21 protein-coding genes are annotated in these 23,771 nt (G+C 69.0%); 14 read left to right on the top strand and 7 right to left on the bottom strand.

Going from position 1 to position 23,771, the window contains the following annotated elements; all coding sequences use genetic code 11:
• Nucleotides 1-5: 5 nt before the first annotated feature.
• The gene (rfbB, locus tag NV348_RS17195; protein ID WP_447147790.1) at nucleotides 6-1,007 is read right to left on the bottom strand and encodes a dTDP-glucose 4,6-dehydratase; all 1,002 of its coding nucleotides are present in this window, start codon (nucleotides 1,005-1,007) and stop codon (nucleotides 6-8) included.
• A gap of 325 nt (nucleotides 1,008-1,332) precedes the next feature.
• On the opposite strand from rfbB, the gene NV348_RS17190 reads away from it, so the two are divergent.
• Complete coding sequence (locus NV348_RS17190) at nucleotides 1,333-2,031, top strand: DUF8020 domain-containing protein (RefSeq protein ID WP_447147789.1); 699 nt, start codon at nucleotides 1,333-1,335, stop codon at nucleotides 2,029-2,031.
• 118 nt (nucleotides 2,032-2,149) lie between these two features.
• On the opposite strand, the gene NV348_RS17185 is transcribed toward NV348_RS17190, so the two are convergent.
• Nucleotides 2,150-3,205: an alpha/beta hydrolase gene (locus NV348_RS17185; RefSeq protein WP_447147788.1), complete on the bottom strand. Its 1,056-nt coding sequence runs from the start codon at nucleotides 3,203-3,205 to the stop codon at nucleotides 2,150-2,152.
• Nucleotides 3,206-3,441: 236 nt separating this feature from the next.
• On the opposite strand from NV348_RS17185, the gene rfbA reads away from it, so the two are divergent.
• On the top strand, nucleotides 3,442-4,314 hold the full coding sequence (gene rfbA / locus NV348_RS17180) for a glucose-1-phosphate thymidylyltransferase RfbA (RefSeq protein WP_447147787.1): 873 nt from the start codon (nucleotides 3,442-3,444) through the stop codon (nucleotides 4,312-4,314).
• 8 nt (nucleotides 4,315-4,322) lie between these two features.
• Nucleotides 4,323-4,871, top strand: a complete 549-nt coding sequence (locus NV348_RS17175; RefSeq protein WP_447147786.1) for a dTDP-4-dehydrorhamnose 3,5-epimerase family protein — start codon at nucleotides 4,323-4,325, stop codon at nucleotides 4,869-4,871.
• Nucleotides 4,872-4,929: 58 nt separating this feature from the next.
• On the opposite strand, the gene NV348_RS17170 is transcribed toward NV348_RS17175, so the two are convergent.
• Complete coding sequence (locus tag NV348_RS17170) at nucleotides 4,930-6,408, bottom strand: MFS transporter (protein WP_447147785.1); 1,479 nt, start codon at nucleotides 6,406-6,408, stop codon at nucleotides 4,930-4,932.
• Between the two features lie 85 nt (nucleotides 6,409-6,493).
• Between NV348_RS17170 and NV348_RS17165 the strand changes: the two genes are divergently transcribed.
• On the top strand, nucleotides 6,494-6,895 hold the full coding sequence (locus tag NV348_RS17165) for a MarR family winged helix-turn-helix transcriptional regulator (RefSeq protein ID WP_447147784.1): 402 nt from the start codon (nucleotides 6,494-6,496) through the stop codon (nucleotides 6,893-6,895).
• Between the two features lie 4 nt (nucleotides 6,896-6,899).
• Here NV348_RS17165 and NV348_RS17160 read toward each other — a convergent pair whose 3' ends face one another.
• Together NV348_RS17160 and NV348_RS17155 are read right to left on the bottom strand one after the other, a co-directional pair.
• Nucleotides 6,900-7,745, bottom strand: a complete 846-nt coding sequence (locus tag NV348_RS17160; protein ID WP_447147783.1) for a helix-turn-helix domain-containing protein — start codon at nucleotides 7,743-7,745, stop codon at nucleotides 6,900-6,902.
• A 155-nt stretch (nucleotides 7,746-7,900) separates the two neighbouring features.
• A complete protein-coding gene (locus tag NV348_RS17155) occupies nucleotides 7,901-8,506 on the bottom strand; it encodes a DUF4282 domain-containing protein (protein ID WP_447147782.1) in 606 nt (201 codons plus the stop codon).
• A 193-nt stretch (nucleotides 8,507-8,699) separates the two neighbouring features.
• Here NV348_RS17155 and NV348_RS17150 point away from each other — a divergent pair, with 193 nt between their 5' ends.
• The 3 genes from NV348_RS17150 (at nucleotide 8,700) to NV348_RS17140 (ending at nucleotide 12,268) form a co-directional block, all read left to right on the top strand.
• On the top strand, nucleotides 8,700-9,191 hold the full coding sequence (locus tag NV348_RS17150) for a hypothetical protein (protein ID WP_447147781.1): 492 nt from the start codon (nucleotides 8,700-8,702) through the stop codon (nucleotides 9,189-9,191).
• Between the two features lie 105 nt (nucleotides 9,192-9,296).
• Entirely contained in the window at nucleotides 9,297-11,468 is a 2,172-nt protein-coding gene (locus tag NV348_RS17145) for a molybdopterin-dependent oxidoreductase (RefSeq protein WP_447147780.1), read from the top strand.
• 170 nt (nucleotides 11,469-11,638) lie between these two features.
• A complete protein-coding gene (locus tag NV348_RS17140) occupies nucleotides 11,639-12,268 on the top strand; it encodes a pyridoxamine 5'-phosphate oxidase family protein (RefSeq protein WP_447147779.1) in 630 nt (209 codons plus the stop codon).
• Between the two features lies 1 nt (nucleotide 12,269).
• Here the strand turns inward: NV348_RS17140 and NV348_RS17135 are convergent, their stop codons facing one another.
• Nucleotides 12,270-12,767, bottom strand: a complete 498-nt coding sequence (locus tag NV348_RS17135; protein WP_447147778.1) for a GtrA family protein — start codon at nucleotides 12,765-12,767, stop codon at nucleotides 12,270-12,272.
• A gap of 15 nt (nucleotides 12,768-12,782) precedes the next feature.
• Here NV348_RS17135 and dprE1 point away from each other — a divergent pair, with 15 nt between their 5' ends.
• The 3 genes from dprE1 (at nucleotide 12,783) to NV348_RS17120 (ending at nucleotide 17,102) form a co-directional block, all read left to right on the top strand.
• The gene (gene dprE1, locus NV348_RS17130) at nucleotides 12,783-14,210 is read left to right on the top strand and encodes a decaprenylphosphoryl-beta-D-ribose oxidase (protein WP_447147777.1); all 1,428 of its coding nucleotides are present in this window, start codon (nucleotides 12,783-12,785) and stop codon (nucleotides 14,208-14,210) included.
• Complete coding sequence (dprE2, locus tag NV348_RS17125; RefSeq protein ID WP_447147776.1) at nucleotides 14,207-14,986, top strand: decaprenylphospho-beta-D-erythro-pentofuranosid-2-ulose 2-reductase; 780 nt, start codon at nucleotides 14,207-14,209, stop codon at nucleotides 14,984-14,986. Before dprE1 ends, dprE2 begins: the two co-directional genes overlap by 4 nt.
• A 172-nt stretch (nucleotides 14,987-15,158) precedes the next feature.
• Nucleotides 15,159-17,102, top strand: coding sequence for an arabinofuranosyltransferase (locus tag NV348_RS17120; RefSeq protein WP_447147775.1), 1,944 nt, complete (start codon nucleotides 15,159-15,161; stop codon nucleotides 17,100-17,102).
• 128 nt (nucleotides 17,103-17,230) lie between these two features.
• Here the strand turns inward: NV348_RS17120 and NV348_RS17115 are convergent, their stop codons facing one another.
• Nucleotides 17,231-17,860, bottom strand: a complete 630-nt coding sequence (locus NV348_RS17115; protein ID WP_447147774.1) for a TIGR03086 family metal-binding protein — start codon at nucleotides 17,858-17,860, stop codon at nucleotides 17,231-17,233.
• Nucleotides 17,861-17,953: 93 nt separating this feature from the next.
• Here NV348_RS17115 and NV348_RS17110 point away from each other — a divergent pair, with 93 nt between their 5' ends.
• The 4 genes from NV348_RS17110 to NV348_RS17095 all read left to right on the top strand — a co-directional run bounded on the left by NV348_RS17110 (nucleotide 17,954) and on the right by NV348_RS17095 (nucleotide 23,745).
• Nucleotides 17,954-18,907 (top strand): helix-turn-helix transcriptional regulator, encoded by a 954-nt coding sequence (locus NV348_RS17110; protein WP_447147773.1) that lies wholly within the window; start codon nucleotides 17,954-17,956, stop codon nucleotides 18,905-18,907.
• Nucleotides 18,908-19,072: 165 nt separating this feature from the next.
• Nucleotides 19,073-19,615: a protein kinase family protein gene (locus NV348_RS17105; protein ID WP_447147772.1), complete on the top strand. Its 543-nt coding sequence runs from the start codon at nucleotides 19,073-19,075 to the stop codon at nucleotides 19,613-19,615.
• 214 nt (nucleotides 19,616-19,829) lie between these two features.
• Nucleotides 19,830-20,342 carry a hypothetical protein gene (locus tag NV348_RS17100; RefSeq protein WP_447147771.1) on the top strand — a complete coding sequence of 171 codons (513 nt, stop codon included), beginning with the start codon at nucleotides 19,830-19,832 and terminating at the stop codon, nucleotides 20,340-20,342.
• Nucleotides 20,343-20,436: 94 nt separating this feature from the next.
• Complete coding sequence (locus tag NV348_RS17095) at nucleotides 20,437-23,745, top strand: arabinosyltransferase domain-containing protein (RefSeq protein WP_447151067.1); 3,309 nt, start codon at nucleotides 20,437-20,439, stop codon at nucleotides 23,743-23,745.
• Nucleotides 23,746-23,771: the final 26 nt, after the last annotated feature.

Raw genomic sequence — 23,771 nt, 5'->3', positions numbered from 1 at the left:
GGGACTCAGAGCTTCTTTTCGCCCGCCGCCGCGTAGGCGCGTTCGGTGGCGGCCTTCTTGGGCCGCCACCAGTCCTCGTTCTCGCGGTACCAGGTGATGGTGTCGGCCAGGCCGGCCCGGAAGTCCGCGTAGCGCGGTGACCAGCCCAGTTCCTCGCGCAGCAGGCTCGCGTCGATGGCGTAGCGCTGGTCGTGGCCGGGGCGATCCGTCACGTGGTCGAAGTCGGCGGGATCGCGGTCGAACGCCTGCAGGATGAGCTGGACGACGCTGAGATTGTCGAGTTCGCCCTCGGCGCCGATGAGATAGGTCTGGCCGGTCCGGCCGCGGTCGAGAATGTCCCAGACCGCGCGATTGTGGTCGTCGACGTGGATCCAGTCGCGCACCTGATGACCGGCGCCGTACAGGCGCGGCCGCACACCGTCGATCAGATTGGTGATCTGGCGCGGGATGAATTTCTCGACGTGCTGATACGGGCCGTAATTGTTGGAGCAGTTCGACAGGGTCGCGCGGACGCCGAACGAGCGGGTCCAGGCGCGGACCAGCAGATCGCTGCCCGCTTTCGTCGCCGAATACGGACTCGACGGGTTGTAGGCCGTGGATTCGGTGAAGGCCGGGTCGTCGGGGGTGAGGTCGCCGTACACCTCGTCGGTGGAGACGTGGTGATAGCGCACCTCGTGGCGGCGCACGGCCTGCAGCAGCGAGTACGTGCCGACGATATTGGTCTGCACGAACGGCCACGGCTCGGCCAGCGAGTTGTCGTTGTGCGATTCGGCGGCGAAATGCACCACCGCGTCGACGCCGCTGACCAGATTGTCGACCAGGTCCAGATCGGCGATGTCGCCGTGCACGAAATCGATCCGGTCGGCGACCGAATCCAGCGACGCCCGGTTGCCCGCGTAGGTGAGCGCGTCGAGGACGGTCACGTGCACATCCGGGCGCGTGGCCACGGTCTGCTGGACGAAATTCGCACCGATGAACCCGGCCCCGCCGGTTACGAGCACTCGCACCCGGCCAACGATACGTGCTCGCCGATGCCGTTCCGGACTCGAGGCGGACGAAAATGTGATGCTGTACAGCGTCCGACCTGTGACGCCCCGGATATATTTGCTGTGACGTCCATCACAATAGAGCCGGTTAGGTTACGACTTCGGGTCTGTTTTCCTGAGAAAAAGCCCGGTCATCGCTCAGGTTTCCGACGCCGCACCAGTACTGGGGTATCTACGGTGAACAGAATTTGAATAGACGGTCACGCGAGGTTCACCGCTCGTTAGCTGCGAGGGCTTTTGATCATCGGGTCCCCTCCGAACGCTCCAACATCGAGGTTCAACGAAAATGCTGATGAGGAAATTCGCCGCCACCTCGGCGCTGCTGATCGCTGCCATGGGCGTCACCGCCGGCACCGTCAACGCCGCGCCGGTCGAAGAGGCCGCCCCGATCAACTACACCGCCGAGGTCGTCGACGGTTCCAAGTCCGTCATCACCACCGACGCCGGCTCGCTGGTCGTCGAGGACGGCGCCTTCAAGATCAAGGCCGCCAACGGCACCACCGTCGCCGGTACCCCGCTGACCTTCCGCCTCGACGAGTTCGAGCTGCCCATCGTGGCCGAGATCTCGGGCAACAAGGCTGTGCTGAGCCCGCAGCTGGACCCGGCCCAGGCTGTCTACAAGCCTGTCGCCCTGCCCTACGAGGACAAGGCCGAGTTCAAGACCGAGTACGCCCGTGAGCAGGCCGCCTGGTCGCGTCTGACCTCCACCATCTCCATGGGCGCCACCATCGGCACCCTCGTCGGCGGCCTGTCCGGCGCTGCGATCGGCTGCGTCGCCGGTGCGGCTGCGGGCCTCGTGGCCACCGGCGTGCTGCTGGCCCTCTTCGGTGCCGGCCCGCTGGCCGGTTGCGCCGTCGGTGCCGCCGGTGTCGGTTTCATCGGTGTCCTGATCGGTCAGATCCTGGTGACCGCGCCGGTCGCCATCGGTGCTGTTATCCAGTACATCACCACCATCTCCGCCCCCTTCACCCCGCCGGCCAAGTAATTTCGCCGCAGGACTGAGTAGAGCGGCCCCGGTTCGGAGAAATCCGAACCGGGGCCGCTTGTTTCGTTTCTGCGGAGGCTCGGCTTACCGACCGTGGTCCAGACCGTCCGAGCCGTTCTCAGGCCGTCCTGGCCCGCTGCGCAGGTTCCAGCGCCACCCGCACGAACTTGGCAACCCGGCCGAGCGCCGACCGGCTCTCCGGCATGCTGGGCAGGATGCTCATGAAGGCGTGCACCTGACCGCGCCACAGTTCGAGGGTGACCGGCACGCCCGCCGCGGTCAGCCGGTGGGCCATGAGTTCGCAGTCGTAGCGCAGCAGTTCGTCCTCGGCGGCGATGAGCAGCACCGGGGGCAACCCGGTGAGCTCGGCGTTGACCGGGGACATCGCCGGGTCGAGCGGACCGGCTGCCTCGGTACCCATCCGGACGAGGGCCGCCAGCCCCGACAGCGGGATATAGGCGTCCCGGGTGACGTTGACATACCCCTGCTTGGCCTGGTGGTCGAGGTCGAGCAGCGGGCTCAGCCCGACCAGCGCCGAGGGCAGCGGCAGGCCGATCGCCCGTGCGCGCAGCGCGGTGGCGAAGGTGAGGTAACCACCCGCGGAGTCGCCCGCGAACACGATCTTCGCCGGGTCGGCACCGTGGCGCAGCAGCCAGCGGTAGGCGAGCACGCAGTCGTCGATCGAGTCGGTGATCGCGCGCCCGGACAGCTGCCGGTACTCCACGTTGAGCACGGCCAATCCGGTCCGCCGCGCGATCCCGGCGACGATCGCCCGATGCGAGTGCAGTCCGCCGACGGCGAAGCCGCCACCGTGCATGTACAGCACCGCACCGTGGCGCAGCGCGCGCGATGCGCCGGCGGGCCGGACCATCTCCATCTTGAAGCCGTCCATGTGGATCTGCTCGCGCTCGATCCCGTGCGGTTCCGGCCGCAGCCGGGAGAGCAGGTCGACGGCGACGGCGCCGAGCGGGATGGTCGCCCGGTTGATCGGCACGGTCCGCAGCAGCGGCCCGATGACGCCGACGCACGCGCCCATCAACACTCGTGACGAGGTGCTCGTTCGCCCGGAGTTGACGATGATGCCCTGTTCGGGCCCGCGCGCCGCCCGCTTCCCCACGACAGCGGAGGCGATCCCGCCCATCACACCCGGCCCGGCGATCTTCGACGATCCCATCGCGCACCTACCTCACAGCTGGCGCGTCGACCCCCCACCAGGCGGGCCCGGCATGGATGTCCACGCTGACATCTAACATAGTGATGTTTCACACATCGACGCTCACATAATCAGATAAGCGCCATGTCTGTCCCAGTTATCGCCCGACACACCCGGATACAAACGTTCGTGACCAATTCGTCGACGTGTCGGAACCTCCCCGACTCCGCGACAAGAGGAGCTGGCAGACTTCCCCCATGCGCGGAATCATCCTGGCGGGCGGCACCGGTTCGCGGCTGCACCCCATCACGCGCGGGGTGAGCAAGCAGCTCGTCCCGGTCTACGACAAGCCCATGGTCTACTACCCGTTGTCCACCCTCATGTTGGCAGGGATCGACGACATTCTGGTGATCACCACGCCGGAGGACGCCGACGCGTTCGCCCGGCTGCTCGGCGACGGCAGTCAGTTCGGCGTCGCCATCAGCTACGTGGTCCAGCCCGAACCCGACGGACTCGCGCGCGCGTTCGTGCTGGGCGCCGACCACATCGGCACCGAGCCAGCGGCCCTGGTGCTCGGCGACAACATCTTCCACGGCCCCGGCCTCGGCGCCAGCCTGGAACGCTTCCACGACATCGACGGCGGCGCGGTGTTCGCCTACTGGGTCAAGGACCCGACCGCCTACGGCGTGGTGGAGTTCGAGCACGGCCGCGCGGTCTCCATCGAGGAGAAGCCGAAGAAGCCGCGCTCCAACTACGCCATCCCGGGCCTGTATTTCTACGACAACGACGTGGTGCAGATCGCCCGCGAGCTGCGGCCGTCGGCACGCGGCGAGTACGAGATCACCGACATCAACCGCGCCTACCTGGAACAGGGCAAGCTCAGCGTCGACGTGCTGGCCCGCGGTACCGCCTGGCTCGACACCGGCACCTTCGACTCGCTGCTCGACGCGGCCAACTACGTGCGCACCATCGAGGAACGACAGGGCCTCAAGATCGGCGTGCCCGAGGAGGTGGCGTGGCGGCGCGGGCTCATCACCGACGACCAGCTGTGCGAGCTGGCCGAACCGATGGTGCGCTCCGGCTACGGCCGCTATCTGCTCGATCTGATCGACCGCGGGAAAGACTGGTAACAACAGGCATGCAGATCCGTGAACTGGCCATCCCCGGCGCGTGGGAGGTGACTCCCCGCCTGCTCGGCGACGACCGCGGGATGTTCTGTGAGTCGTTCAAGGCCTCGGAGTTCGAGAAGGCCACCGGGCGCCCGTTCGAGCTGCACCAGGTGAACACCTCGGTCTCGGCCGCGGGCGTGCTGCGCGGCATCCACTACACCGAGGACCCGCCCGGCCAGGCCAAGTACGTGACCTGCGTGCGCGGCGCGTTCCTGGACGTGGTGGTGGACCTGCGGCCCGGCTCGCCGACCTACGGCCGCTGGGACAGCGTGCTGCTCGACGACGTGCACCGTCGCTCGGTGTTCCTGTCCGAGGGCCTCGGCCACGCCATCCTCTCGCTGGAGGACGGCTCGACGGTCACCTACCTGTGCTCGCTCGAGTACACCCCCGAATTCGATCGGGACATGGACGCTTTCGACGCCCGCCTCGGCATCGACTGGCCGACCGAGGGCCGCGACGGCAGCAGGCTCACCTATATCCGCTCCGCCAAAGATGAAGTGGCTCCGCCTTTTTCCTGATTCACGTGAAACGGCGAACGGCACCACCTGGGAAAGGGTGCCGTTCGCCGTTACCGGATCAAGCGACCGGCTCTAGTAGCTTCTCCTCGGTGGCGGGCGCCTCGACGACCCGCGACCGGCGGCGCGGCAGGAAGACCGTCAGGGCGACCAGCGCGCCGACGATGGTGACGCCCGCGGCGAATTCCAGACCCGGCCGGTAGGTGTCGAGCATCTGCTGCGGCGTCGCGCCGGCGCCGTGCGTGCCGGAGGTGACGATCGCGGTGGTCACGGCGAGCACGATGGCCGCGCCGACCTGCATCGAGGTCTGCAGCACGCCGGCCGCCAGGCCCTGCTCGTCGTCGTCGATACCGCTGGTGGCCTGCACGTTGATCGCCGGGAAGCCGACCCAGCCGATACCGATCAGCAGGATGGCGGGCAGCAGCACGGTCAGGTAGTCCGGCGCGGTGTCGACCCGCAGGAACAGCAGGTAGCCGACGGCCATCACGGACATGGTGACGGCGATGACCGGCCCGGTGCCGAAGCGGTCGATCAGCTTCTCGGAGAAGAAGGCCGACCCGACGACCAGGATGCCGACCGGCAGCAGCGCCATCGCCAGCTTCAGCGCCGACCATTCCAGCGTGTCCTGCATGTACAGGGTGACGATGAACTGCCAGCTGAAGTACGAACCGGCGACCGCGATGATGGCCAGGCTGGCCCGCACCAGCGACACCTTGCGCAGGATGCCCAGGCGCACCAGCGGATGCTTCACCCGCTGCTCGGTGATGACGAACGCGGCGAACAGGGCGATCACGGCGAGGAAAGAACCGACTGTGCGGACCGAGGTCCAGCCGACCTCCGGCGCGGTGACCACGGTGTAGACCAGCAGCAGCATGCCCGCGGTGGACAGCAGCGCGCCGAGCAGATCGTGTCCGCCCTCCTCGGCCTTACCGTCCTTGGGCACCAGCACGAACGCGGCGGCCAGGGCGGCCAGGGCGATCGGGACCGGCAGCAGGAAGGTCCAGCGCCAGCCGACGCCGGTCATCAGGCCGCCGAACAGCAGGCCCATCGAGTAGCCGCCCGCACCGAACACGGTGTAGATGGACAGCGCCTTGTTGCGCGCTTTTCCTTCGGCGAAGGTCGTGGTGATGATCGACAGGCCGGTGGGCGCGGTGAACGCGGCGGCCAGGCCCTTGATGAAGCGGGTGACGATCAGCAGGGTCGGATCGCTGACCAGGCCACCGACTAGCGAGGCGATCGCGAACACGGCCAGGGCGATGAGGAAGACCTTGCGGCGCCCGAGCAGGTCGGCCGTGCGGCCGCCGAGCAGCAGCAGGCCGCCGTAACCGAGGACGTAACCACTGACGAGCCACTGCAGGGTGGAGGTGGACAGATCGAGCTCGGCGCCGATGGACGGCAGCGCCACGCCGATCATCGAAACGTCGAGACCGTCGAGGAACAGGACGATGCACAGGGTGATCAGCATGCCCCAGAGCCGGGCGGACCATCTGGTCGGATCGGTCGCCTGATCTGCGGCCGACAGCGTTGCTGGCGAAGTCATGCGGGGAACATTACATGCGCACGCATTAATTGCCAACACATAAAATGCCGTTGCATAGAGATCCGGGGACCACTAGGATGGGGCCATGTCGAACCCGGCCACAGCATCAGCTCGGCGCAATGGAGCGCCCACCGAGCTGGTCGGCCAGTGGCGCGAACTGCTCGGACGGCACGCCGCCGTGAGCTGCGCACTGGAGAAGGCGCTTCAGCACGAACACCGCATCGGGCTCAGTGAGTTCGAGACCCTCGATCGCCTGGTCGACGCGGACTGCCAGAAGTACCGGATGACCGAGCTGGCCGGTGACATCTATCTGAGTCAGAGCGCGCTCTCGCGCGCGGTGGCCAGACTGGAACGCGACGGCCTGGTCGAGCGCACCATGTGCGCCGAGGACCGCCGCGCCATCTTCGTCCGGCTCACGGAAAAGGGCAGGGCGGTCTACGACCAAGCCCTGCCCACGCACCGTTCGGTGCTCGCCGACTCCTGGTGAGGAGCTACAGCTCGCCGGAAGCCGCCGCGCTGATGTCGGTGAACGCGCCGCGATAGCGGTCGTAGTCGTTCGGCTTGTCCAGATAGGCCGAACCGGCGAAGGTCTCCACGAAGACCACCGGTGGCTCCGGCCGGTCCAGCGAACCGTCGATGCCGAAGTCGAGGATCACGAACCGGCCCGACTCCAGCCCCGCGTGATACCCAGTATCGCCGGGGACCACCTGGATCCGCACCGTGTCCAACTCGGCGAGCTCGCGCAACCGCGCGCGCTGGCCCGCGAGCACCCGGTCGTCACCGATGCGCCTGGTCAGGACCGCTTCGGCGAGCACGACCTGCAGCCGCAGCGGTGCTTGCGAGCGGGTAATCAGCGCCTGCCGGGCCGCGCGGACCCACAGCCTGCGCTCCAGATCCTCCTCGGTCAGGCCCGGAACGGTCTGCTCGAGCAGCGCCCTGGTGTAGTCCTCGGTCTGCAGCAGCGCCGGGACCAGGCCGTCCTCGTAGATCGACAGGCCGGTCGCGGCCTCCTCGAGGCCGATGTAGACCTCGAAGCCCTCCGGAATCACATCGCTGTAGCTCGTCCACCAACCCCGTGCCTTGGTTTCGCGAGCCAGCGCGGCCAGCGGCTCGACGAGCTCCGCCGGCGCGCCGTACACCTTGCACATGGCCTCGACGTCGAGGCTGCGCAACGACGTCTGCCCCGTTTCGATCCGCCAGATCTTCGCTTCCGACCACTCGAGTTGCGCCGCCGCGGTCCTGGTCGTCATCCGCGCCTGATTGCGCAGGTCACGTAGGTGCCTGCCCAACTGCCTGCGCGGCATCGTCGAACCGGTGACGCCCTGTGGTGAAGCCATACTGCCCCCCTGTATCCAAATCCGGTCTCCCCCATATCCTTCGGAGACCGCCATACGCAGCCGACAATAGGCGCCGGATCTGCGTACGGATTGTTTCACAATGAATCGGACAACGCGCACCACATACTTTCGGGGCCTCGCTCCGGGCCGGGGCGCTACTTCTTCTTGCGGAACCGCCAGAACTGCACGGCCCGGACGTCCTCGGAGAGCTGGTTCACCGGTTCGGCGACATCGGACAGGGCCTGGAACAATCCGTCGGCCAGTTCACTGATGTGCTCGACCCGGCCCGCCAGCCGCGCGGCGTTGCCGGCGAACTCCAGCATCAGGCGCACCGAGGCCGCGATGGTCAGGCCGAGCGGGACGGCGACCATTGCGGCGAGGATGCCGAGCAGCACCGAGGCCTTCCACATCAGCACCGTGAGCGCGACCGGGACTCCGATGCCGAAGGAGACGACGCCGAGGATGTAGGCCAGCGGCAGCAAGGTCCTGGTCGCGGGCCTGCGGAACTGGACATCGAGCAGCGAGCGCAGCACTTCGGCCGCCCACTGCTTGGCGGAGCCGGTGCTGCGGAACGGGTCGTCGAAGCCCGCATCGCGAGGTATGCCCGAATCGTCCGGAAATTCGCCGGTGTCGCCGGCCGCCTCCGCCCGCGCCGCCGAGCGCTTCACGTTGGCCTCTTTCCAAGAGAGCCAGCGTGATTCGGCTTCGAACTCCTCGGGATCCTCGTCGGGAGACGAGGTGGTGCCCGGCGCTTCGGTCATAGTCCGAATCCTGCCCGTTTTCAGCCCGCACGCCAAGCCTGATGGGGCCCATCCGCCGATAGCGAAGGTGTGCGAACTGAGACGAAGCAGACACTCTCGAATATTTTTCGGTAATGGCGTAACAAGACTGCCACCCCGAGCCGATACGCCCCATGAACGCAGGAACAGAGCTCTTCGGGGAATGGAGAACACAGTGCGCACGACGTTTCCGACCACCACCACGGGCACCGAGAAGGGTGCCGCCGCGCAGGAGTACGCCGCGCGGGGCTGGACGGTTGCCGAAACGGCCAACGGCCTGTGCCTGATCACCGACGATGACATCTCGGCCATCGAGGTCTCCGGTGAGATGGCCGGCGAGGTCCGCCGCTTCCTGCGCGCCAACAACCTGTCCGGCCCCGTGATCGAGATCCCGGGCCAGGAGCGTCGCGAGATCCACCTGGTCACCGGCGTCCGCAAGGCCGCCATGGCGATCGAGGCCATGCGTGAGGCCGGTGTCGTCGTACACACCGACGGTGCCAGCATCCCGCTGCCCCCGACCCAGCTCGCCGCCGGCTCCGCCGCCTGGAGCGTCGCCCCGTCCGAGGCCCGCTGGGTCCCGCCGGTCGTCGCCCTCGGTGCCGCGGTGCGCGCCGCCGCGACCCGCAAGCGCGCCACCGTGACCCCCTCGCTGACCCTGGCCAGCTGAGGTAACGACTACCGAACCCTCGACCGCGACGCCTCCCCGACGTCGCGGTCGAGGGTTTTCGGCGTTTTCGAACCCGGGCGCGCCGGGCGGCGCAAGGATGGGGTCATGGCTCCGCGAACGCTGCTGCGCACCTGTCCGCTGTGTGAGGCCGTCTGCGGCCTGACCATCACCCTCGACGAGGCCGACCGGGTGCTCTCGGTCCGCGGCGATCGCGACGACCCTTTCAGCAAGGGCTTCCTCTGCCCGAAGGGCGCGAGCTTCGGCAAGCTCGACGACGACCCCGACCTGGTCACCACCCCGCTCATCCGCGAGGGCGACGAGTTCCGCCCCGCGAGCTGGGACGAGGCCTTCGACCTGATCGCGAGCAGATTCGCCGCGGTCACCGCCGCGCACGGCAGCGGCGCGACCGGGATCTACCTGGGCAATCCCAACGCGCACACCGTCGCGGGGGCGCTGTACCTGCCCGCGCTGATCCGCGCGCTGAGCACCCGCCATATCTACACCGCCAGCACCGCCGACCAGATGCCCAAGCAGGTGGCCGCCGGACTCATGTTCGGCGACCCGCTGACGGTGCCGGTCCCCGACCTGGACCGCACCGACTTCCTGCTGATGCTCGGCGCGAACCCGCTCGAATCCAACGGCTCGCTGTGCACCGCGCCGGACTTCCCCGGCCGGTTGAAGGCGCTGCGGGCGCGCGGCGGCAAGCTGGTCGTCGTCGACCCGAGGGCGACCAGGACCGCCGACCTCGCCGACGAGCACCTGTTCATCCGGCCGGGCGCCGACGCGTACCTGCTGTTCGCGGTGATCCACACCCTCTTCGCCGAGAACCTCGTCGACGTGCGGATCGAGGTCGACGGCCTCGACGAACTGCGCGCCGCGGCCGAGGAGTTCGGCCCGGAATCGGTGGTCGAGCGCACCGGTATCCCCGCCGACACCATCCGCGCCCTCGCCCGCGACCTCGCCGCCGCGCCGACGGCCGCCGTCTACGCCAGGATCGGCACCTGCACCGCCGAGTTCGGCACCGTCACCCAGTGGCTGGTCGACGCGATCAACGCGCTGACCGGCAACCTCGACGCCCCCGGCGGCGCCATGTTCGCCACCGCCGCGGCGGGCGGCATCGCGCGCAGCAAGCCGTTCCGGCCGGGCCGCTGGACCAGCCGGGTGCGCGGACTGCCCGAGACGATGGGCGAACTGCCCGTCGCCACCCTCGCCGACGAGATCGAAACACCGGGTCAGGGGCAGATCAGGGCCCTGGTCACGGTCGCGGGCAACCCGGTGCTGTCCGCGCCGAGCGGTGCCAAGCTGGACCGGGGGCTGGCCGGGCTCGACTTCATGGTCAGCGTGGATCGGTACGTGAACGAGACGACGCGGCACGCGTCGGTGATCCTGCCGCCCCCGCGCTCGGTGCAGTCGCCGCACTACGACTTCGCGCTGCTGCAGTTCGCGGTGCGCAACTACGCGCGCTACTCGCCGCCGCTGGTCCCGCTCGACGGGCGTCCGTCCGAGTCGGCGGTCATCGCGCGGCTGGCCGCCGCCGTCAGCGGGCAGCCGCACGACGGCACCGGCGCGGCGAGCCCGATCGCCGTGGTCGACGAACTGGTCATCGCGGGCATGCTGCACAAGGCGGGAATGAGCGAGCGGCGCGACGAGCTGGACGGCGTCGACACCACCGAACAGCGCATCGACCTGATGCTCAAGCTCGGACCCTACGGCGCGTGGAACGGCGGCGAGCTGAGCCTGCGCACCCTGCTCGACAACCCGCACGGCCTCGATCTCGGCCCGTTGCGGCCGCGCCTGCCCGGCGTTCTGCGCACGGCGTCGGGCCGGGTCGATCTGGCGCCGCGGCAGCTGCTCGACGATGTCGGCAGGCTGCGCGCCGGGCTGACGGCGAGCGCGCCGGAGATGGTGCTGATCGGGCGCAGGCAGCTGCGCTCCAACAACAGCTGGATGCACAACATCGCCGGCCTGGTCGGCGGATCGAACCGCTGCACCCTTCAGATCCACCCCGACGACGCGACCAGGCTCGGCATCGGCGAGCAGGCCGCGATCAGCTCGGCGGCGGGCTCGCTGACCGTCCAGGTCGAGCAGACGCCGACGATCATGCCCGGCGTCGTGAGTTTGCCGCACGGCTGGGGACACGGCGCCAGCACCACCCAGGCGGTGGCGAGCGCGCACGCGGGCGTGAACGCCAATGTGCTGACCGACGATTCGGTGGTCGACGCGATCTCGGGCACCGCGGTGTTCAACGGAGTACCGGTGACGGTAGAACCGGTCTGATCGGTCTACCTCGGGAAACCCTTGCGCAAACCGGACTTTCGTACCGTTCGCAACAATGGACTCGCCCCACGGCTGGTGACAGTCCCCTACACTGGGTGAGATTGCGGTCACAAGCGGGGGTTTCAGCGCGAAACCCGCATCACCCGGTTCGGCTAGCAGAGGGGGCCCCGATGCCCGATAGACACGTCGGCAGCGACGGAGAGCACGAGCTTCAGGACACGTTGGGCACGACCGAAAGGGCCGAACGCTTCTACGACGACCAGGTGATCGACTACCTGAACCCGTCGATGGTCGAATTCGCCGCGCGGATGGACATGGCCTTCATCTCCACCGCCGACGCGCACGGCGAATGCGACGCCAGTTTCCGGGCGGGCACACCGGGATTCCTGCACGTGATCGACGAACGCACGATTGCGTACCCCGAATATCGAGGTAACGGGGTAATGGCCAGCCTCGGCAACATCCTCGAGAACCCCCACGTCGGGATCTTGATGATCGACTTCGTGCGCGATCTGATCGGCCTGCACATCAACGGCAAGGCGCGCATGGTTGCCGACAGTGAGCTACGCGAGACGGTCGGCGATCTGCCCGCCGCTGAACGTGGCAAGACATCGCAGGTCTGGGTCGTGGTCGATGTGGAAGAGGCCTACATCCACTGCCGCAAGCACATTCCGCAGATGGTGCCCGTCGCGCGGGATCGGCGCGAGTGGGGCACCGACAACGTCAGGGCCAAGGGCGGCGACTACTTCGGCGTCAAGGCGGGCAAGCAGCCCGCGCCCGCCGCCGCCAAGGCCGGCTGACCTACTTGATCTTGAAGATCACCGCACGCTGCACGACGAAGTTGATGACGGTGGCGGTGCCCTGCGCGATGACGAACGCCAGCGGCTGCCGCCACCACTCGCCGGGCAGCGCGTAGTACAGCGCCGCGTTGATGCCGACCTGCACGGCGAAGGTCACCGCGTAGAGCACGACGACGGCGATGAACCGCGCCCTGCTCGGCTCGGCCTTGAAGGTCCAGCGCCGGTTGATCAGGTACGCGGTGGTCGTTCCGCAGACGAAGCTGATCGCCTTGGCCAGGCTCACCGGCAGACCGAGCAGGTTCAGCAGCAGGCTGTAGATGCCGTAGTCGACGATCGCCGAGAGGCCGCCGGTCAGCGTGAACCGCACGATCTGCGTCTTCAGGTCTACGTCGGTTCCACCAGGCTCGTCGACCAGCGGAATCTCGGCGGGAAGCGGCAGATGCGGTTGGGCTTGCACGTGAGGAAGACTACGAGACCGGCCGTGTGTCCCGCCATGCATGTAGCCTCTTAGCCGATGTCCGAGAACATTCCGACCGCCACCGGCGAGGCGTTTGCGCTGCCTACGCGTACTCGCAAGCTCACCGGATGGGGTCGCACCGCACCCACCTCCGCCGAAGTGCTCTCGACCAGCGATCCCGAGTTGATCGTCAAGGCCGTGAGCATGGTCGCCGAGGACAACGACTCCAAGCCGGCGCACCTGCGACGCGGCGTGATCGCGCGTGGCCTCGGCCGCTCCTACGGCGACAACTCGCAGAACGCGGGCGGCCTCGTGATCGACATGCCCGCGCTGAACAAGATCCACCGCATCGACGCCGCGACCCGCATGGTCGACGTCGACGGCGGAGTCGATCTCGATCAGCTGATGAAGGCGGCGCTGCCGTTCGGCCTGTGGGTGCCCGTCCTACCCGGGACCCGGCAGGTCACCATCGGCGGCGCGATCGGCTCCGATATCCACGGCAAGAACCATCACAGCGCGGGCAGCTTCGGCAACCACGTCCGCTCGATGGATCTGCTGACCGCCGACGGCGTGGTCCGCACGATCACCGCCGAGTCCGACCCCGAGCTGTTCTGGGCGACCATCGGCGGCTGTGGCCTGACCGGCATCATCCTGCGCGCCACCATCGAGATGACGCCGACCGAGACGGCGTACTTCATCGCCGACGGCGACGTCACCGCCACGCTCGACGAGACCATCGCCTTCCACAGCGACGGCTCCGAGGGCGACTACGAGTACAGCTCGGCCTGGTTCGACGCGATCAGCCCGCTGCCGAAGCTGGGGCGCGCCGCCATCTCGCGCGGCAACCTGGCCAAGCTCGACCAGCTGCCGGCGAAGCTGCAGAAGGACCCGCTGCGGTTCAACGGCAAGACCTTCTTCACCCTGCCCGACGTGTTCCCGAACGGGCTGGCCAACAAGTACACCTTCGGCCCGATCGGCGAGGTCTGGTACCGCAAGTCGGGCACCTACCGTGGCAAGGTCCAGAATCTGACGCAGTTCTACCACCCGCTCGACATGCTGGGTGAGTGGAACCGCGGCTACGGCTCCAACGGCTTCCTGCAGTACCAGTTCGTGGTGCCGCCGGAGTCGGTCGAGGAGTTCAAGCGGATCATCATCGACATCCAGGGCTCCGGCTTCTATTCCTTCCTCAATGTGTTCAAGCTGTTCGGACCGGGTAACCAGGCACCGTTGAGCTTCCCCATGGAGGGCTGGAACATCTGCGTCGACTTCCCGATCTCGCGCGGGCTCAACGAGTTCGTCAGCGATCTGGACCGGCGGGTGCTCGAGTTCGGCGGCCGGCTCTACACCGCCAAGGACTCGCGGACCAGCGCCGAGTCGTTCCACAAGATGTACCCGCGGATCGACGAGTGGATCAAGGTTCGCCGCAGCGTCGACCCGACCGGCGTGTTCATGTCCGATATGGCCAGGAGGCTGGAACTCCAGTGATCAACGCAGTTGGCAACCCGCAGACCATTCTGCTGTTCGGCGGCACCTCCGAGATCGGTCTCGCGATCTGCGCCGAGTACCTGCGCAAGAGCCCGGCCCGGATCGTGCTGGCCAACCTGCCCGGCGATCCGCTGCTCGAGGGCGCGGTCGCGACGCTGAAGGCGGCGGGCGCGACCCAGGTCGACGTCATCGACTTCGACGCGCTCGACACCGAGTCGCACCCGAAGGTCGTCGACCAGGCGTTCGCCGCGGGTGACGTCGACGTCGCGATCGTGGCGTTCGGTGTCCTCGGCGACGCCGAGGAACTGTGGCAGAACCAGCGCAAGGCGGTCATGACCGTCGGCATCAACTACACCGCCGGTGTGTCGGTGGGCGTGCTGGTCGGCGACAAGTTCAAGGCGCAGGGCCACGGCCGGTTCATCGTGATGTCCTCGGTGGCCGGTGAGCGCGTGCGTCGCTCCAACTTCGTCTACGGCTCGACCAAGGCCGGTCTGGACGGCTTCTACCTCGGCCTCGGCGAGGCGCTGCGGCCGCACGGCCCGCGCGTCACCGTGGTGCGGCCGATGCAGGTGCGCACCTCGGCGACGAAGGCGCACTGGGAGGCCACCGGCTCCAAGGAAGCCCCGCTCACGGTCGATCCCGAGGACGTGGCCCGGCTCGCCGTCGCTGCCTCCGAGAAGGGCACCGAGATCGTCTGGGCGCCCGGCGAGGCCCGCTTCCTGATGTCGGCGCTGCGCCACGTGCCGCGCCCGATCTTCCGCAAGCTGCCGATCTGATCGTCGCCCTGTCCTGAACTGCCGCATCATCTCCGGATGGTGCGGCAGTTCTCGTTCACCGACCACGCTGTGTCCGGCGGGGATCCGGCGTCGGCGAGACCGCCCGACCGAACCGGCTCCACTAGGCTGGCCCGGACCGTGGAGCTGAGTGGAGCCGGAGGATTGCGCGCCGATGACGACCAACGATGAGGTGCGGGCGGGGCGCAGGATCGGGTCAGGGGTCGCCGAGGGCGCGCTGGCGGCGCTGGCGGCGCTCGTCGTCGCCGTGGTCGGCTTGTCCGCCTTTTCGGCGGTGCAGTGGCCCGCGTTCAACTCCTCCAACGTGACTCGGGCGCTGACGACCGTCGGACAGGTCGTCGCGGTCGCCCTGCTGGTCGTCTCGGTGCTGCTGATCCGGCTGCGGAAGTGGCCGTGGGTCGCGAAACTGGCCTCCTGGGTGGGCATTTCGAGCTTCGTGACGGTGACGCTCGGGATGCCGCTGGCGGCGACCAAGCTGTACCTGTTCGGCGTCTCGGTGGATCAGGAGTTCCGCACCGAGTATCTGACCCGGCTCACCGACAGCGCCGCGCTGCGCGATATGACCTATGTCGACCTGCCGCCGTTCTATCCGGCGGGCTGGTTCTGGATCGGCGGACGCGTCGGCAACGTGCTCGGCATGGACGGCTGGGAAGTGTTCAAGCCGTACGCGATCGGGCTCCTCGCGGTGGCGGCCGTGGTCGCGCTGGTGCTGTGGACCCAGCTGGTGCGGGCCGATCTTGCGGTCGGCGCGGCGGCCGCCGTGACCGCGATGACGCTGGCCTACGCCTCGCCGGAGGCATACGGAGCGGTGCTGGTCGTGTTCATTCCGCCGGTGCTGATCTTGGCCTGGGGTGCGCTGCACCGGTCTTCGGGTGGCTGGGGCGCGGTGCTGGGCACCGGGCTGTTCCTCGGGGTGGCCGCCTGTTTCTACACGCTGTACCTGGCGATCGCGGCGTTCGCCGTGGTGCTGATGGCCGTGGTGGCGGCGGGGGTGGCCGTGTCCACGCGCCGATCCGACCTGCGACCACGCGTCGGTGGACCGCGTGCCGTCGGCGGGCCCGCGCCATGGCGGGCGGCGATCGCGCCGCTGACCAAGCTGGTCGTCATCGGGGCCATCGCGGCCGTGTTGGCGCTGGTGGTGTGGACGCCGTATCTGCTGAAGATGCTCTCCGGCGCGAAGATGCCGTCGGGCAACGCCTTCCACTACCTGCCCGAATCCGGCGCCGAGCTGGCGTTCCCGATGCTGGAGTTCTCGCTGCGCGGCGCGCTGTGCCTGCTCGGGGTGCTGTGGCTGGTGCTGCGGGCCCGATCCTCGCGCCGGGCCCAGGCGCTGGGGCTCGGAGTGGTGTCGATCTACCTGTGGACGCTGCTGTCGATGGCGGCGACCGCGGCGGGCACCACGCTGCTGTCGTTCCGGCTGGAGCCGGTGCTGCTCGCGCTGCTCGCCGCCGCGGGCGTCTTCGGTTTCGTCGAGACGGCGGGCGTGCTCTACCGCGCGGCGAACGACGCCGCCCCCGTGCGCACCGCCGCCGGTGTGCTGGCCGTGCTCGGCGCGCTGGCCTTCGCCCAGCACATCCCCACCGTGCTCACCCACGAGATCGACACCGCCTACACCGATACCGACGGCAACGGCGAGCGGGCCGACAAGCGCAAGCCCTCCGCGGTCTCCTACTACCGGGAGATCGACGCGGCCCTGCTGGCCCAGACCGGCCGTCCCCGAGACGAATCCGTCGTGCTCACCGCCGACACCAGCTTCCTGGCCTTCTACCCCTACTTCGGCTTCCAGGCCCTCACCTCGCACTACGCGAACCCGCTGTCGGACTTCAAGGCCCGCGCCGCCACCATCGCCGCCTGGAGCAAGCTCGACTCGTCCCCCGCCCTCCGCGACGCCATGGCTGCCGCGCCCTGGCGCGCCCCCGACGCCTTCCTCTTCCGCCGCGACGGCGACACCTACACCCTGCGCCTGGCCGAAGACGTCTACCCCAACGACCCGAACGTCAAGCGCTACACGGTCGCCTTCCCCAAGACCCTCTTCACCGACCCCGCCTTCACCACCACCGACATCGGCCCCTTCACCTTGATCACCGTGCGCCGCTGATCCCTGGCTCGACCCGACGCACGGTGCCGACCTTGCCGGGCGTCGCGGATTTCTTCCCACGAGCGGCCACGAACCTGCGGCGGAACCGGCACGCTCCCCCGCGAGGTCGGGCAGGTCGGAGTCCTGGCTCAGGCGGTGGTGCGGCCGAGGTGGTGGAGGAGGTCGTCGATCGGGCCGGTCGACGTGGTGTCGACGATGGGGGCGTAGGCGCCCCACTGGCGGAGCGGTTCGATGATCTCGGCATCCTCGCCGCTGCCGGGAGCCGCGTGGACGGTGCGTGCCGCGGTCAACAGGTGGGTGGCCAGGTCGTCGGTGAGCGGGGACGGCTGGCCGGTGGCCACGGCGATGTCCCAGGCGTGGACGGCGGCGTCGAGGGCGGCCAGCGTGGCGGCGACCGGGGTGGGCAGATCGCCGTGCGGGAGCGGGGTGGGGACGGTCGCGGTGTCGTCGGCGACGGTGGCCCAGGCGGCGGCGGTCTGGTCGACGGCCGCGCGGACCAGGTCGGTGGCGGAACCGTCGAGCGAGCCGGACGGGTCGAAGGGGTTGTAGCTCGGGCCGGGGCCGACGCCGAGGGCGGCGGCGTAGGCGAGCTGGTCGCCCGCCGCGTGCTGGACGACCTGGGTGACGGTCCATTCCGAGCACGGGGTCGGCAGGTCCCACTGGTCGGCGCCGACGCCGGCGACGACGTCGCTCAGGGCCGCGTAGGAGTTGGCGACGACGTCGCGCCAGACGGTTTCGAGGGCTGCGGTGCTGTTCATGATGGAGCCTTCCTGCTCGGTGATGACTCCAGCCTAGAAACCTATTAGGCTCGTTTCTTTCCTAATTTCCGCACGACTTCCGACGAGGTGGGAATGGCCGCGACGACACCCCGCGTCCTGCGGCTGCTCGCCCTGCTCCAGGACCGCAGCTCCACCGGACGCGAGCTCGCCGATCGCCTCGAGATCACCGAACGCACCGTCCGCAACGACATCTCGCGGCTGCGCGAGCTCGGCTATCCGGTGCACGCCGAACGCGGCGCGATCGGCGGCTACCGGCTGGGCCGCGGCGCGACCATGCCGCCGCTGCTGCTCGACGACGACGAAGCCGTTGCCGTCGCACTGTCCATCGCCGTGGCCGCCGACGGCGCGCTCGCCGTCTCCGATCTCGGCGACCAGCTCACCAGGGCCCTGCGCAAGATCGAGCAGATCCTGCCGAAACGCTTGCAGCGCAAGGTCTCCGCGCTGCACGACGCCACCGAGATCGGCCCGGCCACCACCGGCTCGCGCGAACCCGACGCCCCGGTCGCCGCGGGCATCCTCACCACCCTGGCCGACGCGGTCCGCCGCACCACCGCGGTCACCGTCGACGACGGCGTCGAACTGGAGCCCTACCGGCTGATCAACTGGCAGCGCCGGTGGTACCTCGTCGCCTACAACATGAACAGCCATGCGTGGGAAGCGCTTCCGGCCGCCCGGATCACCAGCGCCGTCACCGGCAGCCGGGTGTTCGCGCCGCGCCGCCTGCCCGACGACGACCTGGTCGCCTTCGTCATGCGCCACATCGCGACCACCGGCTGGCGGGTGCACGCGCGCGTCACAGTGCTCGCTCCCGCCGAGACCGTCATCGCCCGGATCAACCCCGCGGTCGGCGTGGTCGAACCGGTCGACGAGCACAGCTGCGTCCTGCACACCGGCGCCGACGCGATGGAGACGATCGCGATCTACCTGAGCATGTTGATGATGGATTTCCGCGTCGACGGCCCGCCCGAGCTGGTCGCCCACCTGCGCACGCTGGCCCGCCGCTACACCGCGTCCACACCACCGTGATCGTTTCCGATCCGTGCCGGATCCCGGCCTCCGGGCCGCTCGACAGCACTACACTGACTGGTGCGGCACGGTCGCCGCCGGTGGGCGAGCTCCACGGCGGATGGCGCTGGAATCTTCGATCCTGCACGTCACGGGTCTCGGCGACCCGCTACCGGAGGAGGACTCATGTCCGATCCGTTGCACACGAGGGTGTGCCTCACCGGCCTGAACTGCTCCTGCCCGAGCATCAGCGTCTTCGTGGTGCCCGAGCCGCTGGTCCGCGGCGGGCAGATGCTGCACCTGCTCGAACAGGCGCCGGTCGCGGGGCGAATACCGGCACCGAAACCCGACACCGAGCTGATCGAGCTGATCGAAGCCGTCCGCACGCCGCTGAGTACCCGCGGCCTGGCCCATCTCGAGCAAGTCGCTTTCGCGGGCCCGCGCCACGATCCGCCGACCGCGCGCACCATCCTGCACGACCACCTCATCGAGGAACCGGAACCGTGGGGCCTGGACATGGACGATCCGGCGGAACTGGTCCGGCTGGAAATGCTGCCCGAGCACCGCATCGGCCCGCGCCGCATCGACGACTTCCAGGCGCATTCGGTGCGCCAGGCGATGGCGGCGGTCTACCAGTACTTCGGGATCGATCAGCGCATACCGCTCGTCTATCACGGATTCGCGGACCCCCTGGACGGATGGTTCGCCCTGCGCGCAGCGGCGGCCTGAACGCCCTGGTCAGGAGCACACAACCAACTGTTGTGTTGATCGACACCCGGTAGCTACTGGTATGCGGGAGCGCGATAGACCACAATATGTCCGGTCAGTGTCAACAAACCGCACGGTTCGTGTCGCGGGGCGGGTACGCTGCGAAATGTTGGAAGTTCGGCCGACCGAAATCAGTTTTGGTAGTGCTGATCGGTACGGATGCAGAGGTATAGCTATGACGCTCAGCAGGCCCGAGCGAATCGATCTCTTGCTGACCCGACCGCACCGCCAGGAACCTGAACCGGCGCCACGGGAACAGCTGGCATCGCTGCGCGAGATCGAACAGACCGTGGTCGACGCCGCGATCGCGATGCTCGCGCCGGGCCAGAAGTTCGCGCTGCTGTGGTCGCTCCAGGTCGGCGAGCAGGCCGTGGCCGGCGTGCAGGTCAAGGAGCGCGACGGCTCGGTCACCAACATGGTGCCGCCGGCCGAGGTGCTCGAGTACCTGGTCGATCACAAGCGGATGTCCTACGACCCGAGCGTCGGCACCTGGCTCAGCGCCGAGATCTTCATCGCCGGACCCACCCGCTACAAGGCCACCTTCGCCACCGGCACCGTCGCGGACTGGATGCCCCAGGTCACCGAGGACGACCTGCGCGCCGAGTTCGACGCCTTCCCTCGGCCCGCCGCCGAGATCCCGGATTGGGCCCGCACGCAGCTCGATTGGAGCGACCGCAGGACCGGCTGAGCCCCGATGTGCCGCGGCACCGAGTCGCGCACAGGTTCGATGGCTAGCATCAACCCCCGTGCTGCGATCTGAACGAGCGTTCACCCGATACCGCATGATCGCCCTCGTCTGTGGGCTCCTCGGTTTCGTGCTTGCCCTGCTGACGCCACTGCTGCCGGTGCGCCAGGACCGCGCGAGCCTGGACTGGCCACAGCCGGGCGCGACCAGTGTCGAGGCACCGCTCGTGTCGTATGTGCCGCAGCAGCTCGACGCGCGGCTGCCGTGCACCATGCTGGGCGGGCTCCCCGAGACCGGGACCACGACGCTGGTCGGCACCATCCCCGCGGCCTCCGGCCAGACCTCGAAGGGCCTCACCGTCGCCGTGCGCGACGGCGTGCTCGGGGTGCAGGCGCGCGATGTGCCGATGCTGTCGGCACCGGTCGCCGAGATCGCGAACTGCGACCGGATCACCATCACCTCCACCATCGCGGCCACCACCGTCGAATTCACCGGGGTGACGCGCCAGGACGGCAGCCCGTTCCGCAACACCGTCACCGTCGACAAGCGTCCCCAGATCGTCGGCGTCTTCACCGATCTCGACGCCGCCGCGCTCACCGGCGCCCGCGTGCACGCCGACATCGATTCCCGCTTCACCTCCACGCCGACCACGCTGAAGCTGGTGACGATGATCGCCGCGGCGGTGCTCACCGTCCTCGCGCTGATCGCGCTGCACCTGCTCGACACCTCCGACGGCAGGCGCGCGCGCCGGTTCCTGCCGCGGCACTGGTGGCGGGTCACGCCGACCGACGTCGTCGTGGTGGTGACGCTGCTGGGCTGGCATGTCATCGGTGCCAACACCTCCGACGACGGCTACATCCTGAACATGGCTCGCGCGTCGGGCCCGTCGGGCTACATGGCCAACTACTACCGCTGGTTCGGCGTCCCCGAGGCGCCGTTCGGCTGGTCCTACGAGCTGCTGGCCTGGATGACCAAGGTCTCCGACGCCAGCCCCTGGATGCGCCTGCCCGCCCTCCTCGCCGGCCTGGTGTGCTGGGCGGTGATCAGCCGGGAAGTGCTGCCTCGCTTGGGCGCCCGGGTGCGCCGCGACAAGGTGGCGCTGTGGACGGCCGGACTGGTGTTCCTGGCGTTCTGGCTGCCGTATGACAACGGCCTGCGCCCCGAGCCGCTGATCGCGGCGGGCGCGCTGCTCACCTGGTGTCTGATCGAACGCGCCATCGCCACCGCCCGGCTGCTGCCCGCGGCCCTGGCGATCCTGGTCGCCGCGTTCTCGCTGGCCGCCGGGCCGACCGGGTTGATCTGCATCGCCGCGCTCATCGCGGGGACCAGGCCGGTCATGCAGATCATCATCAAGCGCGCCCAGGGTGTGCTCCCGCGCCGGATCGCCGCCGACGCCCACTCGACCGCCGGGGACGCAGGCGAAAGCACCGCGAGCACGGTCGCGACGAGCACCACCGCCAGCGAGCGCCCTCGACTGTCGCTGGGCACCAAGTTCTTCCGCTACGCCGCGCTGCTCGCGCCGGGCCTGGCCGCGGGCACCCTGGTCCTCATCGTGGTCTTCGCCGACCAGACCCTCGCCACCGTCATGGAGGCCACCCGGGTCCGCACCCTCGTCGGCCCCAATGTCGCCTGGTTCGACGAGCGCACCCGCTGGGACTCGCTGTTCATGCTCTCCCCCGACGGTTCGCTGGCCCGGCGTTTCGGCGTGCTGGTGCTGCTGCTGTGCCTGCTCGTGTGCGTCCTGCAGGTGCTGCGCAAGGGCCGCATCCCTGGCACCTCGCGCGGGCCGTCGGTGCGCATCCTCGGCATCGTCTTCGGCGCGCTGCTGCTGATGATGTGGACGCCGACCAAGTGGACCCACCACTTCGGCGTGTACGCCGGACTGGCCGGGTCGCTGGCCGCACTGGCCGCGGTCGCGGTGGGCGCCAACGGCATCCGCGCGCCACGCAACCGCGCGCTGTTCACCGCGGCGGTGCTGTTCCTGCTCGCGATGACCTTCACCGGGTCCAACGGCTGGTGGTACGTGTCCAGCTTCGGCGTGCCGTTCTGGGACAAGGCGCCGCTGGTGGCGGGCAAGGGCATCTCGACGCTGTTCCTCGGGCTCGCCGTGCTGGCGCTGCTGGTCGCGCTCTACTTCCATCTGCGCGATCCGTACCGCACACCGTCGAAGCCGAACCGGTTCGACCGCTTCGCCACCATGCCGCTGACCATCGCGGCCGCGCTGCTGGTGCTGTTCGAGGTGGCCTCGATGGCGAAGGGCGCGCTCACCCAGTACCCCGCCTACTCGATCGCCAAGTCGAACATCGAGTCGCTGGCCGGTGACACCTGCGGGCTCGCCAACGACGTCCTGGTGGAGACGAACACCGCCGATTCGCTGCTCACCCCGTACACCGGCGCCCCCGCCGACGGACTGAGCGCCGAATCCACCGGCTTCACCCCGAACGGCGTCGCCGCCGACCTCACCGCCGACGCCGACGAGACCGTGGTCGGCGGGGCGAACTCGGTCGACAAGGACTCCGCGAACAAGACCACCAACACCACCGGCGCAGGTACCGGCGGCGGGACCAGCACCGAGCCCGGCATCAACGGCAGCACCGTCGCGCTGCCGTTCGGCCTCGACCCCGCGCGCACGCCCGTCCTCGGCTCCTACCAGGACGGCGTGCAGCAGCAGGCAAAGCTGACCTCGCAGTGGTACCGCCTCGACCTCGACGCCGTCCGCGCCGACCCCGCCTACCAGGCGCTCGTCGTCACCGCGGCCGGGCGCATCCGCTACGTCGACACCGATGGCGTCGTGCACTACGGCCAGGACCTGCGCCTGGAGTACGGCACCCGGGCCGCCGACGGCACCGTCGACGCGACCGGCTCGGTCGCGCCCATGGACATCGGCCCCGCGCCCTCGTGGCGCAACCTGCGCGTGCCGCTGGACCAGCTGCCCGCGGGCGTGAACGCGGTGCGCCTGGTCGCCGCCGACAACGACATCACCCAGAAGCAGTGGCTGGCCGTGACGCCGCCGCGGCTGCCGAAGCTGGCCACGCTGCAATCCGTGGTCGGCGAGACCGATCCGGTGCTGCTGGACTGGCACGTCGGCCTGGCCTTCCCCTGCCAGCGCCCGTTCGACCACCACGACGGCGTCGCCGAGGCACCGCAGTGGCGGATCCTGCCCGACCGGGTCGGCTCCGACGCCTCCAACGCCTGGCAGGACGACATCGGCGGTGGCCCGCTCGGGTGGACAGGATTGCTGCTGAAGGCCGAGACTGTCCCCACCTATCTCGATCACGACCTCGGCCGGGACTGGGGCGCACTGGAGCGTTTCACCCCCTACCAGCCCGCGCCGCCCGCCGATATCTCGGTGACGGTCGTGAACCAGTCGGGGCGGGCGAAGGAACCGGCGATCCGGGCACAGTAGCGACCGGGCGCGGCCTCCAGGCCGCG

This window comes from Nocardia fodinahabitans, from assembly GCF_052983615.1.
This window is presented reverse-complemented; position numbering and strand designations above follow the sequence as displayed.

Excerpts from the sequence above, each read along its gene's own strand:
- NV348_RS17190 (WP_447147789.1), top strand. The coding sequence starts at position 1,333 with ATGCTGATGAGGAAATTCGCCGCCACCTCGGCGCTGCTGATCGCTGCC.
- NV348_RS17185 (WP_447147788.1), bottom strand. The coding sequence starts at position 3,205 with ATGGGATCGTCGAAGATCGCCGGGCCGGGTGTGATGGGCGGGATCGCC.
- rfbA (WP_447147787.1), top strand. The coding sequence starts at position 3,442 with ATGCGCGGAATCATCCTGGCGGGCGGCACCGGTTCGCGGCTGCACCCC.
- NV348_RS17175 (WP_447147786.1), top strand. The coding sequence starts at position 4,323 with ATGCAGATCCGTGAACTGGCCATCCCCGGCGCGTGGGAGGTGACTCCC.
- NV348_RS17170 (WP_447147785.1), bottom strand. The coding sequence starts at position 6,408 with ATGACTTCGCCAGCAACGCTGTCGGCCGCAGATCAGGCGACCGATCCG.
- NV348_RS17165 (WP_447147784.1), top strand. The coding sequence starts at position 6,494 with ATGTCGAACCCGGCCACAGCATCAGCTCGGCGCAATGGAGCGCCCACC.
- NV348_RS17160 (WP_447147783.1), bottom strand. The coding sequence starts at position 7,745 with ATGGCTTCACCACAGGGCGTCACCGGTTCGACGATGCCGCGCAGGCAG.
- NV348_RS17155 (WP_447147782.1), bottom strand. The coding sequence starts at position 8,506 with ATGACCGAAGCGCCGGGCACCACCTCGTCTCCCGACGAGGATCCCGAG.
- NV348_RS17145 (WP_447147780.1), top strand. The coding sequence starts at position 9,297 with ATGGCTCCGCGAACGCTGCTGCGCACCTGTCCGCTGTGTGAGGCCGTC.
- NV348_RS17140 (WP_447147779.1), top strand. The coding sequence starts at position 11,639 with ATGCCCGATAGACACGTCGGCAGCGACGGAGAGCACGAGCTTCAGGAC.
- NV348_RS17135 (WP_447147778.1), bottom strand. The coding sequence starts at position 12,767 with ATGCATGGCGGGACACACGGCCGGTCTCGTAGTCTTCCTCACGTGCAA.
- dprE1 (WP_447147777.1), top strand. The coding sequence starts at position 12,783 with ATGTCCGAGAACATTCCGACCGCCACCGGCGAGGCGTTTGCGCTGCCT.
- NV348_RS17120 (WP_447147775.1), top strand. The coding sequence starts at position 15,159 with ATGACGACCAACGATGAGGTGCGGGCGGGGCGCAGGATCGGGTCAGGG.
- NV348_RS17115 (WP_447147774.1), bottom strand. The coding sequence starts at position 17,860 with ATGAACAGCACCGCAGCCCTCGAAACCGTCTGGCGCGACGTCGTCGCC.
- NV348_RS17110 (WP_447147773.1), top strand. The coding sequence starts at position 17,954 with ATGGCCGCGACGACACCCCGCGTCCTGCGGCTGCTCGCCCTGCTCCAG.
- NV348_RS17105 (WP_447147772.1), top strand. The coding sequence starts at position 19,073 with ATGTCCGATCCGTTGCACACGAGGGTGTGCCTCACCGGCCTGAACTGC.
- NV348_RS17100 (WP_447147771.1), top strand. The coding sequence starts at position 19,830 with ATGACGCTCAGCAGGCCCGAGCGAATCGATCTCTTGCTGACCCGACCG.
- NV348_RS17095 (WP_447151067.1), top strand. The coding sequence starts at position 20,437 with ATGATCGCCCTCGTCTGTGGGCTCCTCGGTTTCGTGCTTGCCCTGCTG.